This is a genomic window from Cupriavidus sp. MP-37 (assembly GCF_020618415.1).
In the GTDB taxonomy this organism is placed as follows: Bacteria; Pseudomonadota; Gammaproteobacteria; order Burkholderiales; family Burkholderiaceae; genus Cupriavidus.
On record NZ_CP085344.1, the window covers coordinates 2749953 to 2761716 of the forward strand.

Below are 11764 nucleotides of genomic sequence, written 5' to 3' on the forward strand. Positions count from 1 at the left end.
GGCAGATGGGTTTCCTCTATCATGGCAATCCTTTGCGAACCCATCCTGGCTGCCGGGCCCTGGCGCCGGCAGGCAATCCCAGGCAAGCACACACGCTCACAACGCTAACACCGTGATCCGACGAATCTCCGCAATGCTCGGCAGCCGGCTGCGCATGGTGGCCGCCGCCGTAGCCGGTGCGATCGCGCTGGCAGGCTGCGCCAACCTGCCGGACGAGGCCGCCGGCAGCGCCGGCACCGCCCCCAGCCCGGCGCCGGCTCCCGCAACCGCACCCACCCCGGTACCAGCCCGCCCCGCCGCCCTGCCCGCCCCGGCAGCTTCCGCTTCGCCTCCCACCAAGACCATCAACCTGCCCGACCGCGGCCGCGTCAGCCTGTCCGAGTACCGCGCGCGCATGCGCGAGCAGCTGATGAAGACCGAGAACGCCACCAGCGACGTGGCCGACTGCGCCGCCCACGCCAGCTGGGTGGTGCCGCGCTCGGCCACCTACGATGCCTTGAAGATCCCGACCGGCGCCCTCGCCGCGGGACAGGCCACCACCGAGCCCTGGAGCGGCCGCTTCTCGCCCGGCAAGCAGGCCGTGCCGGTCAGCTCGGTGGTCACCTTCGCCGCGACCGCGCACAAGCGCAAAGGCAGCGACGACTGGCAACCGGTCAAGGTGCGGTGCGGCTATGACGACGGCATGATGCTGGCGTACGAGCTGCTGGACAGCAGCGGCGCCACCATCAGCGAGCCTGCCGCCGCGCCGGCGGCACCCACCACCACGCGCACGTCGGCCAGCAAGAGCCGCAAGGGGGCCAAGGGCAAGAGCACGGCTTCGAAGTCCGGCAAGGCTTCGTCATCGAAGTCGGTGAAGTCGAGTTCGGCCAAGTCGACGTCGGCCAAGGCAAGCAGCAAGAGCAAGAAGAAGCAGTAGGCGCAATCAGACCACGGGCGCCCGAGTGGGGCGCTTGTGCTCTCCCCTCTCCCATTTATGGGAGAGGGGCGGGGGTGAGGGCGAGCGTTTCGACGAAGTGCTGAGGCCTCGTGCTTGCCACGCGCCTGCCCTCACCCCCTGCCCCTCTCCCGCAAGCGGGAGAGGGGAGCAAACCGATCGCCGGCCTCAGCCCAGATAATCCAATATCGCCTGCAGCATCGCCGTCCCCAGCAGCGCACTGCGCGCACCATTCCAGCCAACCGCCGGATCCGGCATATCAGCGTTGTCCTTGAACGGCATCTCCAGCGTCAGTGCCAGGCAGCCGAAGGTATGGCCGATGTACTTGGACGCCAGCTTGAGCGCATCGGCGTTGTACTTGCTGGCCGCGTAGCCGTGCACGTCCTGGAAGTCCGGCGAGGCCCGCTTGAAGGCCTCGATAAAGCGCTGCTGCTCGCGCCGGCGCGCTTCGGTGAAGCCCGGCAGCATCTCGCTGCCGGCGACGAAGTTGTACGGCAGGCCCTCGTCGCCGTGGATATCGAAGAACATGTCGCAGCCGCTGGCCTCGATCGCGCGGCGCACATGGTAGACCTCGGGGCTGGTATCCGGGCTGGGCGCCATCCACTCGCGGTTCAGGTTGGCGCCGGCGGCGTTGGTGCGCAGGTTGCCGCGCGCCGAGCCGTCGGGGTTCATGTTGGGCACGATATGGAACACCGCGCGCTCGAGCAGCTTGCGCGCGACCGGATCGCCCGCCCACATGCCGGTGCCGGTCAGCCGCTGCAGCACGCCCTCGACAAACCACTCGGCCATGCTCTCGCCCGGGTGCTGGCGCGCGATCATCCAGATGGTCGACTTGCCCGGGCCGGGCTCGCCGACGGTGACGCGCGTCATGTCGCGCCCCTCGACGGTGCTGCCCAGGTGCGACAGCCGCGCCAGCGGCGAGCGCTGGCAGCTTGCCAGCAGCGACAGGTGGCGCTCATCCGGATACGGCTCGAAATACGCGAACCAGATGCTGTCGTGCTCGGGCGTGACCTCGACGGTCAGCACCTGGCCGTCGAAGCGCGTCGGCACGCGGAACCAGTTGGCGCGGTCGTACGACGCCACCGCGCGGTAGTCGCGCCAGCCGTCCGGATAGGTGCAGTCACCGGCGTTCAGGAAATGCATGCGGCAGGCCTGCCCGGCCGCACCCTGCAGGCGGAAATGGAACCACTGGCGGAAGTCGGCGTGCGAATCGGCACGGATGCGCAGGCGGATATCGTCGGCGCGGTCGAGCGCCTCGACTTCGATGGCGCCGGAATCGAAATGCGAAGAGATATGCAGCATGGCTGGCGGGCTCGTGGCGAGGGTTTCGGGACGCGTTCTCAGTCTTCCAGGCGGCGGCGGAACACCCAGCGGGTCGCATCCGAGGCCGCCTTGTCGAAGGCATAGCCGTCTTCGGCGAAGCGCTTGAGTTTCTCCGGCTCGGTCACGCGGTGCGTCACCGCGTAGCGCGCCATGGTGCCGCGCGCCCGCTTGGCGTGGAACGAAATGATCTTGTAGCGGCCGCCCTTCCAGTCCTCGAACACCGGCGTGACGATGCGCGCCTGCAGCACCTTGGGCCGCACCACCTTGAAATACTCTTCCGAGGCCAGGTTGACCAGCACCGGCGCGCCCTCCTGCCGGAGCCCGGCCATGTCGGCGTTGAGCATCTGCGTGACGTCGTCGCCCCAGAACGCGTACAGGTCCTTGCCGGCGGCATTGTCCAGGCGCGTGCCCATTTCGAGCCGGTACGGCTGCATCCAGTCCAGCGGGCGCAGCACGCCGTACAGGCCGGACAGGATGCGCAGGTGCTTCTGCGCAAAGGCAAGCTCTTCGGGCGCCAGCGATTTCGCGTCGAGGCCGTCGTAGACATCGCCGTTGAAGGCCAGCACCGCCTGCTTGCTGTTGGCCGCGGTGAACGTCGGCGACCAGTCGGCGTAGCGCGTCACGTTGAGCACCGCGAGCTTGTCGGAGATGTCCATCAGCGCGCCCACGTCCTGCGGCGCCAGCCGGCGCAGGCGCTCGATCAGCGCGGCGGAACGGTCGATGAAGCGCGGCAGCGTGTGGGTCTTGATGCGGGCGGGAGTCTCGTAGTCCAGCGACTTGGCGGGAGACAAAACGATGAGCATGGCAAAATCGCGGCATTAGCCAAGGACAAACCAGCCCAGATTGTAGCGAATGCGCCTCGACACCACCGCAACCAACCCGCCCGCCGGCACCTCCGACCGGCCCGCCGGCGTCACATCTGCGCCGCGCGTGGTGCTCGACTCCAATATCTGGGTCGACCTGCTGGTGTTCCAGGACCCGCACGTCGAGCCGATCCGCGCCGCGCTGGAAGCCGGCACCATCGCCCCGGTGATCCGCGCCGACTGCCGCGAGGAACTGCGCCGGGTGCTGGCCTATCCGCAATTTGCCCGCTTCGACGTCGATATCGGCGCGGCGCTGGCCACCGTCGACCGCCTCGCGCGCCTGGAAGCGGCGCCGCCGCAGGCCGACAGCGACGCGATTCGCCTGCCGCGCTGCAAGGACACCGACGACCAGAAGTTCGTCGAGCTGGCCCACTTTGCCGGCGCCGCCTGCCTGGTATCGAAGGACAAGGCGGTGCTCAAGCTGCGCAGCCGGCTGCGCCGCAGCAGTGGCGTCGAGGTGATGACGCCGCCGGCCTTCGGCGCCTGGCTGGCCACGCTGGACCCGGCCGCCGATCCGCGTTAGGGCCGATCCGCTTTAGAATGGCGGCTCGCGGCGCCGCGCTGCGCGCTGCCGCACGCCTGACCGCCTACCGTTCCCATCGCATCGACACCCTGCCCCATGTCCGCAGACACCACGCTCGCCCCACTGACGCCGCCGCCGTCGCGCCTGCCCGGCGTCGGCACCACCATCTTTACCGTGATGTCGGCGCTTGCCGCCGAAAAGAACGCGGTCAACCTGGGCCAGGGCTTCCCGGACTTCGACTGCGACCCCAGCATCGTCGATGCGGTCGCCGGCGCCATGCGCGCCGGCCATAACCAGTACCCGCCGATGGCGGGCGTGCCGCGCCTGCGCCAGGCCATCGCCGCCAAGATCGCCAGCCTGTATGGCCACCAGTACAGCTGGGACACCGAGATCACGGTCACCGCGGGCGCCACCCAGGGCATCCTGACCGCGATCCTGTGCGCGGTGCATCCGGGCGACGAAGTCATCGTGCTGGAGCCGTGCTACGACAGCTACCTGCCCGCGATCGAACTGGCCGGCGCCACCGCGGTGCCGGTCGCGCTGGAAGCGCCGGCGTTCCGCGTGCCCTTCGACAAGCTCGCCGCCGCGATCACGCCGCGCACGCGCATGATCCTCGTCAACACGCCGCACAACCCCACCGGCACGATCTGGCGCGCGGCCGACATGGACCAGCTGGCGCAGATCCTCGCCGGCACCGACATCCTGCTGCTGTCGGACGAGGTCTACGAGCATATGGTCTACGACGGCCAGCAGCATGAATCGGTGTCGCGCCACCCGGAGCTGGCGCGCCGCAGCTTCGTCATCTCCAGCTTCGGCAAGACTTATCACGTGACCGGCTGGAAGGTCGGCTACGTCGCCGCGCCCGCCGCGCTGATGGCCGAGTTCCGCAAGGTGCACCAGTTCAACGTGTTCACGGTGAATACGCCGGTGCAGCACGGCCTGGCCGACTACATGGCCGATCCCGCCCCCTACCTGCAGCTGCCGGCGTTCTACCAGGCCAAGCGCGATTTTTTCCGTGCGGGGCTGGCGGGCTCGCGCTTCAAGCTGCTGCCGTCGGACGGCACGTATTTCCAGTGCGTCGATTATTCCGCCATTTCAGACCTGAGCGAGGCCGACTTCGCCATGTGGCTGACACGCGAGATCGGCGTGGCCGCGATTCCGGTCTCGGCGTTTTACTCGCAGCCGCGTGAATCGGGCGTGGTGCGGTTCTGCTTCGCGAAGAAGGAAGAGACGCTGGCGTTGGCGCTGGATAGGTTGGGGAAGCATTGAAGTGAAATGGGAACGCCCGCAGACTGCGGGCGTTTTTGCAGGTGGGAGTTCTCTCGCAAGCCGCTGGTTTGCTTCCCTCTCCCGCGCGCGGGAGAGGGGCCGGGGGTGAGGGCAGGCGGTGGCATGCCGACGACCTTTACTTCGTTGATGCTCCGGCCCTCACCCCAACCCTTATATGAACACCGCCCCGGTTGCAAGGTTTTGGAACCAGCTTGACGTCGCAGGATGGGGCTGCTGCCTTATATCCGGCCTGGAGCGAGTACTTGTTCTCGCGGGCCACAATGGAAGCTGCTGAGAACCGTCCTCAATCTCTCGCCACGGGCTTGTAAGCCGCTTGGGTTGGGGCAGGTTTGGGTTCCCACGGTCCTACCTGTTTCGTCATTGCTGTTTCTTGCCTGTGCAGCCGTGAAGGTTAATCAAGCGCTGGTTAAGGGAAGGTGATGCCCCCCGGCTCAGGCCGGGCGCAAGCTCACATGTCCGGGATCGTATTGGCGCCCATGGGCCATTAATGCCCAGGCTGTCCGGGCGATCTTGTTGGCCAGCGCCACGACCACCACGTTCTTGGGGCGCCGCTGCAGCATGGACAGTGCCCAGGCCGGCGGATGTTTGGTGCGCGTGAGCATCGTGCGTCCGGCGTTGACCAACTGTCGTCGCACGTAAGCGTCGCCGCGCTTGCTGATGTGACCGAGCCGTACGTTGCCGCCCGTGCCGGTCTGCGCGGGAACCAGTCCCAGGCTTGCAGCGAAGGCTCTGCCTGAGCGGAAGGCCTGGGCACAGCCCATGGTCGCGACCAAGGCGGTGGCGGTAATGGGGCCGACGCCGGGAATCTTCTCCACGATCTGCGCGGCCGGATCAGACCTCAGCCATTCCTGGAGGTCACGCTCAACCAGTTGGATCTGTTCGTCGAGTTCGCGCAGCGCACAGACCTGCCGCTCCAGCGCGCGCATCAACAAGGGCGGTACGACCTGAGCGACCTCAGCCCAGCGCTGGCGCAGCTCGGCCCGGAAGGCCAGCCGCCCCGTGCGGAAGTGCAGGCCATATTCGCCCAGCAGCCCGCGCATCTGGTTGCTCTGCCGGGTGCGCGTCTTGACCAGCCCGTCCCGTATACGATGCAACGAGAGCACAGCCTGCTGCGCTTCGGTCTTGACCGACACGACCGGCATGTCGGGTTGCCGGGCTGCAGTCCAGATGGCTCGGGCGTCCGCCGCGTCGTTCTTGTTCGTACGCACGAAGGCGCGTACGTAACCCGGGTTGAGCAACACCACTTCGTGGCCAAGGCTCTGGATCTTGCGCGCCCACCAGTGGGCACCGCCACAGGCCTCCAGTGCGATCTGCCCAGGCTGGCAATTGGACAGGAATTCGATGAGCGCGGTGCGGCTGAATCGCCGGTTCTGGGGCTTCCCCGTAATGGGGTCTATCCAGTACATCTGGAACACTGTCTTTGCAATGTCCAGCCCATATGTCATAGCATTCATTTGGGCTCTCCTCGACCTTGAGTGTTGGATCGAACTTTCACTCTGGCACATCGATGCCGTCGGTCAAGCGAGAGCCCCTTTGTTTTCTAGGCCGCGGCCTGGCTTGGCGGTAGATGGGCGGTGTTCATTCCATCTCTCCCGCAAGCGGGAGAGGGAGCACACAAGTGGTAGTCGAACCGATTACTTCCTGCTCCGGCTCATCATCAACTCAGTATTCGCCTTGCGGTCCGCATTGACCTTCTGCACCGACTCGCGCTGCGACAGCGTCTTCAGGTAGTCCTTGACCGGCAGGTCCGCCAGCATGTCGGTGCCGTAGATGATCTTGGTGCACGACGACACCAGCGGCAGGTGCGCCGCTGCAGCGCAATCGGCCAGCGTGAAGGTATCGCCGGCGATATACGGCGAGAACTTCGCCAGCGTGGCGAAGGCGGGGATATAGCGGCTCAGCAGCTTGTGCTGGCGCTCCTTGACGTTGTCGCTGACCTTGCCGCCGAAGAACGCCTCCGGGTACAGCTCGCGCGCGGTCAGTTCCAGGTAGAGCTCCAGGAACACGATGAGCTCGCGCACCTTGGCCGCCTGGTACGGGTCGGCCGGCAGCAGCGGCGTCTGCGGATAGGCCGCTTCCACGTATTCGGCGATGGCTTCGGACTCGCACAGCGGGCCGGATTCGGTGATGATGTAGGGCACCTTGCCCGCGGGCGTGGCCGCCGGGTCGGTCTCGCCGATCCAGGCCAGCACCTCTTCGAACGGCACGTTCTTTTCCAGCAGCGCCAGCTTCACTTTGTTGTAGTAGTTGCTGGCGGCAAATCCGCAGAGCTTCAGCATGTCGTCTGTCTCCGTTATGGGAAGGGTCCCCGCGTTGCAACGCGTGGTGCGGGGATTGTGGACCATCCGGCGTCTGCAATGTACCGGCTGGCCGATCAGCGCACGCGGCCTGCCCTGCCGGTCTGTCGCGGAAGGTGCAAAAAACGTACGATCGTGCTAATTTAACCACAACTTTTGGGACGAATGATGAGCACTTTCACCATCGATACGCTGGGTATCGTCGGCACCGGCGCCATGGGCCGGGGCATCGCGCAGATCGCCGCGCAGGCAGGCCTGACCGTCAACCTGTACGACGCCAACCCGCAGGCGGTGGAAGCCGCGCGCAAGTATCTGCAGGACACGCTGGCCAAGCTGGCCGACAAGGGCAAGCTCAGCGCCGCCGACGCCGAGGCCACGCTGGCCCGCGTCAAGCCCTGCGGCGCGCTCGAAGATCTGGCCGGCTGCGACATGGTGCTCGAAGCCATCGTCGAGAAGCTGGAAGTCAAGCGCGACCTGATCGCAAAGCTGGAAGCGATCCTGCGCGAGGACGCCATCATCGCCTCGAACACCTCGTCGCTGTCGATCACCGCGATCGCCGTGGGCGCGAAGTATCCGGGCCGCATCGCCGGCTACCACTTCTTCAACCCGGTGCCGCTGATGAAGGTGGTCGAGGTCATCGACGGCCTGTCGGGCAATCCGGCGGTGGGCGATGCGCTGATGGCGCTGTCGCGCCGCATGGGCCATACGCCGGTGCGCTGCAAGGACATGCCCGGCTTTATCGTCAACCATGCCGGCCGCGGCATGAATATCGAAGGCCTGAAGGTCGCGCAGGAAGGCGTGGCCGAGTTTGCCGATATCGACAACATCATGCGCGAGCAGGCCGGCTTCCGCATGGGGCCGTTCGAGCTGATGGACCTGACCGGGCTGGATGTGTCGCACCCGGTGATGGAATCGATCTACAACCAGTTCTACCAGGAACCGCGCTACCGTCCGTCGCCGATCACCGCGATCCGCGCGGTCGGCGGGCTGATCGGGCGCAAGGCCGGGGCCGGCTTCTATGCCTACGCCGATGGCCAGAAGCAGGTGCCGGCCGCCGCCGCGGTGCCGGGCGCGCGCCCGTCGAGCGTATGGGTCAGCCACGCCAGCGAGCGCGGCCATGCCATGGTGACCAAGCTGCTGGGCGCGCTCGGCGTGACGCCGGAAGGCGGCAACCAGCCCTCGGCCGACGCGCTGATCATCGTCACCCCGCTGGGCCTGGACGCCACCACCAGCGCGCTGCAGCAGGGCCTGGACCCGGCCCGCACCGTCGCCATCGACACGCTGCTGCCGTTCGAGGCCACCAAGCGACGCACGCTGATGACCACGCCGGCCACCAGCGCAGCCGCGCGCGATGCCGCGCATGGCTTGTTCGCCAGCGACGGCGTACCGGTCACGGTGATCCGCGACTCGGCCGGTTTTGTGGCCCAGCGCGTGCTCTGCTGCATCATCAATATCGCCAGCGATATCGCGCAGCAGCGCATCGCCACGCCGGCCGACATCGACCTCGCCGTGAACCTCGGCCTGGGCTACCCGAAGGGCCCGCTGGCGCTCGGCGACGCGGTCGGCCCGCAGCTGGTGCTGGAGACGCTGCGCAACATGGCAGCGCTGACCGGCGACATGCGCTACCGTCCGAGCCCGTGGCTGTGGCGCCGTGCCGGCCTGGGCCTGTCGCTGCTGGCCGAAGAGCAGTAACCGGCCGTCGTCCGCCCCACCCCACCGAGCCCCCGCCCATGCCCGCACAGCTGCTTTCCCGCCGCGTCGATTCGACGCTGGTGCTGACCATCTCGAACCCCGAGGCGCGCAACGCGCTGCACCCCGACATCTACGCGGCCTCGCAGCAGGCGCTGGAGCAGGCCGCGGCGGATGACTCGCTGCGCGCGGTCATCTTCACCGGCGCCGACGGCATCTTCTGCGCCGGCGGCAACCTGAACCGGCTGCTCGGCAACCGCAGCCAGCCGCCCGAGGTGCAGGCCGCCAGCATCGCGCTGCTGAACGGCTGGATCGAATCGCTGCACGCCTTTCCCAAGCCGATCATCGCAGCGGTCGAAGGCGCGGCCGCGGGCGCGGGCTTCTCGGTAGTGCTGGCGTGCGACTTCGTGGTGGCGGCGAGCGATGCCAAGTTCGTCATGGCCTACGTCTCGGTGGGGCTGACGCCCGACGGCGGCGGCTCGTACGAGATCGCGCGCGCGCTGCCGCGGCCGCTGGCCAGTGAGCTGATGATGGAAGGCAAGCCGGTCGACGCCGGCCGGCTGGCGCAGTTCGGGCTGGTCAACCGCGTCACCGAGCCGGGCCAGGCGCTGGATGAAGCGCTGCGCCTGGCGACGAGCCTGGCGCGGCAGTCGCCGCACGCGGTGGGCCGCATCAAGGCGCTGATCAACCATGCCGCCACCGCGTCTCGCGCCGAGCATCTGCTGGCCGAGCGCGACAGCTTCGTCGCCGCGCTGCACCACCCGGACGGCGGCGAAGGCATCAGCGCCTTCCTGGAGAAGCGCAAGCCGCAATACCGCTGATCCGCGCGGGCGGATCACCCACACGGCGAGCCCGCGCAGACGGGCATGCCGGCACAATGCAAGGAGACCACGCATGGAATTGCCGCCGTCCTCGCGTCGCCGCATCTACCTGATGCGGCATGGTGCGGTTTCCTACTTCGACGACGCCGGGCGCCGCACCGCGCTGCCCGAGCTGGTGCCCCTGAACGAGACCGGCCGCATGCAGGCCACCGCCGCCGGCCGCGCCTTTGCCGCCGAGCAGATCCGCTTCGACCGCGTCATCGTCAGCGGCCTGCCGCGTACGGTCGAGACCGCGGAACGCGTGCTGGCCGAGCTGCCGGAAATGGACGGCATCGTCGCCGAAGTCTGGCCGGAACTGCAGGAAATCCGCGGCGGCGACCTGTCGGCGATTGCCAGCGAAGACCTGCGCGATGCCTTTGTCGGCGCCTTCGAAGGCGAAGTGCCGGAACATAAGCAATTTCTCAACGGCGAGACCATCGGCGCCTTCCTGGACCGGGTGTTGCCCGCGCTGGCGCGCCTGCGCGACGACCCCGACTGGGATACCGTGCTGATGGTGCTGCATGGCGGCACCAACCGCGCCATCCTGTCGCAGGCCATCACCTGCGGACGGCGCGTGTTCTTCGGCTCGCTGCTGCAGACCGCCGGCTGCATCAACGTGCTCGACATGGGCGACGGCCCGCTCGACTGGGTCGTGCGCATGACCAACTATTCGCCGCCCACGCCGGTGCACAGCGGCTCGCGCCACACCACCATGGAAGTGCTGCTGCACCAGTATTTGCGCGGACGCCAGCCGCCCGGCTGAGGTTCCCGCCCCCGCTTCCCTCATCGAACCCGATCAGAAAACCAACGGAGACAGCATGACCAGCAACGTATCGCACTTCGAGGGCACGCGCCCGGTGGCCGACCAGCAGCGTTTCGACACCGCCGCGCTGGAAGCCTGGATGCGCCAGCACGTGGAGGGCTTTGCCGGCCCGCTGACCGTGGAGCAGTTCAAGGGCGGCCAGTCCAACCCGACCTTCAAGCTGGTCACGCCGGGACAGACCTACGTGATGCGCGCCAAGCCCGGCCCCAAGAGCAAGCTGCTGCCGTCGGCGCACGCAATCGAGCGCGAGTACCGCGTGATGGCTGCGCTGGCCGGCACCGATGTGCCGGTGGCGCGCATGTATGCGCTGTGCGAGGACGAATCCGTGATCGGGCGCGCCTTCTACATCATGGAATTCGTCGCCGGCCGCGTGCTGTGGGACCAGTCGCTGCCCGGCATGGGCACGGCCGAGCGCAGCGCCATCTACGACGAGATGAACCGCGTCATCGCCGCGCTGCACTCCGTCGACTACAACGCCATCGGCCTGGGCGACTATGGCAAGCCCGGCAATTACTTCCAGCGCCAGATCGAACGCTGGACCAAGCAGTACAAGCTGTCCGAGACCGAATCGATCCCGGCCATGGATGCGCTGATGGACTGGCTGCCGCAGCATATCCCGCAGCAGGACGCCGACCTGACCTCGATCGTGCATGGCGACTACCGGCTCGACAACCTGATGTTCCACCCGACCGAGCCGCGCGTGCTGGCAGTGCTGGACTGGGAGCTGTCGACGCTGGGCCACCCGATGGCCGACTTCAGCTACCACTGCATGAGCTGGCATATCGCCCCGGGCCAGTTCCGCGGCATCGCCGGCCTCGACTTCGCCGCGCTCGGCATCCCCGACGAAGCCAGCTACCGCCGCCTGTACGAGCAGCGCACCGGCCGCGCCATCACCGGCGACTGGAACTTCTACCTGGCCTTCAGCATGTTCCGCATCGCCGGCATCCTGCAGGGGATCATGAAGCGCGTGGTCGACGGCACCGCCTCGTCGGCACAGGCCACCGACGCCGGCAAGCGCGCGCGGCCGATGGCCGAGATGGGGTGGGAGTATGCGAAGAAGGCGAAGGGCTGAGGGCTGAGGGCGGCTGAGGGCTGCCCCCGGTGTACTCCCTCTCCCGCTTGCGGGAGAGGGTTGGGGTGAGGGCCGGAGCTTCTACGAAGT

General features: G+C 67.5%; 11 protein-coding genes. 7 read left to right on the forward strand and 4 right to left on the reverse strand.

From position 1 onward, the window contains the following. Window positions 1–112: 112 nt before the first annotated feature. The gene (locus LIN44_RS12680; RefSeq protein WP_370641571.1) at window positions 113–916 is read left to right on the forward strand and encodes a BspC domain-containing protein; all 804 of its coding nucleotides are present in this window, start codon (window positions 113–115) and stop codon (window positions 914–916) included. A gap of 186 nt (window positions 917–1102) precedes the next feature. Here the strand turns inward: LIN44_RS12680 and LIN44_RS12685 are convergent, their stop codons facing one another. Together LIN44_RS12685 and yaaA are read right to left on the reverse strand one after the other, a co-directional pair. Further along, window positions 1103–2236, reverse strand: coding sequence for a M14-type cytosolic carboxypeptidase (locus LIN44_RS12685; RefSeq protein WP_227312374.1), 1134 nt, complete (start codon window positions 2234–2236; stop codon window positions 1103–1105). Between the two features lie 38 nt (window positions 2237–2274). Beyond that, entirely contained in the window at window positions 2275–3060 is a 786-nt protein-coding gene (gene yaaA, locus LIN44_RS12690; protein WP_227312375.1) for a peroxide stress protein YaaA, read from the reverse strand. Window positions 3061–3109: 49 nt separating this feature from the next. Between yaaA and LIN44_RS12695 the strand changes: the two genes are divergently transcribed. Then, window positions 3110–3643 carry a putative toxin-antitoxin system toxin component, PIN family gene (locus LIN44_RS12695; RefSeq protein WP_227312376.1) on the forward strand — a complete coding sequence of 178 codons (534 nt, stop codon included), beginning with the start codon at window positions 3110–3112 and terminating at the stop codon, window positions 3641–3643. Between the two features lie 96 nt (window positions 3644–3739). After that, window positions 3740–4912 carry a pyridoxal phosphate-dependent aminotransferase gene (locus tag LIN44_RS12700; protein ID WP_227312377.1) on the forward strand — a complete coding sequence of 391 codons (1173 nt, stop codon included), beginning with the start codon at window positions 3740–3742 and terminating at the stop codon, window positions 4910–4912. 452 nt (window positions 4913–5364) lie between these two features. Here the strand turns inward: LIN44_RS12700 and LIN44_RS12705 are convergent, their stop codons facing one another. Both LIN44_RS12705 and LIN44_RS12710 read right to left on the reverse strand, forming a co-directional pair. Beyond that, window positions 5365–6387, reverse strand: a complete 1023-nt coding sequence (locus LIN44_RS12705; RefSeq protein ID WP_227312327.1) for an IS110 family transposase — start codon at window positions 6385–6387, stop codon at window positions 5365–5367. 180 nt (window positions 6388–6567) lie between these two features. Then, on the reverse strand, window positions 6568–7212 hold the full coding sequence (locus LIN44_RS12710) for a glutathione S-transferase (protein ID WP_227312378.1): 645 nt from the start codon (window positions 7210–7212) through the stop codon (window positions 6568–6570). Window positions 7213–7398: 186 nt separating this feature from the next. Between LIN44_RS12710 and LIN44_RS12715 the strand changes: the two genes are divergently transcribed. From LIN44_RS12715 to LIN44_RS12730, 4 genes are all read left to right on the forward strand, one after another. Then, entirely contained in the window at window positions 7399–8922 is a 1524-nt protein-coding gene (locus LIN44_RS12715; protein WP_227314397.1) for a 3-hydroxyacyl-CoA dehydrogenase, read from the forward strand. Window positions 8923–8960: 38 nt separating this feature from the next. After that, the gene (locus tag LIN44_RS12720; RefSeq protein WP_227312379.1) at window positions 8961–9740 is read left to right on the forward strand and encodes an oxepin-CoA hydrolase, alternative type; all 780 of its coding nucleotides are present in this window, start codon (window positions 8961–8963) and stop codon (window positions 9738–9740) included. Window positions 9741–9813: 73 nt separating this feature from the next. Then, window positions 9814–10542, forward strand: coding sequence for a histidine phosphatase family protein (locus LIN44_RS12725; RefSeq protein ID WP_227312380.1), 729 nt, complete (start codon window positions 9814–9816; stop codon window positions 10540–10542). 55 nt (window positions 10543–10597) lie between these two features. Next, on the forward strand, window positions 10598–11674 hold the full coding sequence (locus tag LIN44_RS12730; protein ID WP_227312381.1) for a phosphotransferase: 1077 nt from the start codon (window positions 10598–10600) through the stop codon (window positions 11672–11674). The last annotated feature ends 90 nt before the right edge of the window (window positions 11675–11764 follow it).

Excerpts from the sequence above, each read along its gene's own strand:
- yaaA (WP_227312375.1), bottom strand. The coding sequence starts at position 3,060 with ATGCTCATCGTTTTGTCTCCCGCCAAGTCGCTGGACTACGAGACTCCC.
- LIN44_RS12710 (WP_227312378.1), bottom strand. The coding sequence starts at position 7,212 with ATGCTGAAGCTCTGCGGATTTGCCGCCAGCAACTACTACAACAAAGTG.
- LIN44_RS12730 (WP_227312381.1), top strand. The coding sequence starts at position 10,598 with ATGACCAGCAACGTATCGCACTTCGAGGGCACGCGCCCGGTGGCCGAC.
- LIN44_RS12720 (WP_227312379.1), top strand. The coding sequence starts at position 8,961 with ATGCCCGCACAGCTGCTTTCCCGCCGCGTCGATTCGACGCTGGTGCTG.
- LIN44_RS12725 (WP_227312380.1), top strand. The coding sequence starts at position 9,814 with ATGGAATTGCCGCCGTCCTCGCGTCGCCGCATCTACCTGATGCGGCAT.
- LIN44_RS12705 (WP_227312327.1), bottom strand. The coding sequence starts at position 6,387 with ATGAATGCTATGACATATGGGCTGGACATTGCAAAGACAGTGTTCCAG.
- LIN44_RS12685 (WP_227312374.1), bottom strand. The coding sequence starts at position 2,236 with ATGCTGCATATCTCTTCGCATTTCGATTCCGGCGCCATCGAAGTCGAG.
- LIN44_RS12715 (WP_227314397.1), top strand. The coding sequence starts at position 7,399 with ATGAGCACTTTCACCATCGATACGCTGGGTATCGTCGGCACCGGCGCC.
- LIN44_RS12695 (WP_227312376.1), top strand. The coding sequence starts at position 3,110 with ATGCGCCTCGACACCACCGCAACCAACCCGCCCGCCGGCACCTCCGAC.
- LIN44_RS12700 (WP_227312377.1), top strand. The coding sequence starts at position 3,740 with ATGTCCGCAGACACCACGCTCGCCCCACTGACGCCGCCGCCGTCGCGC.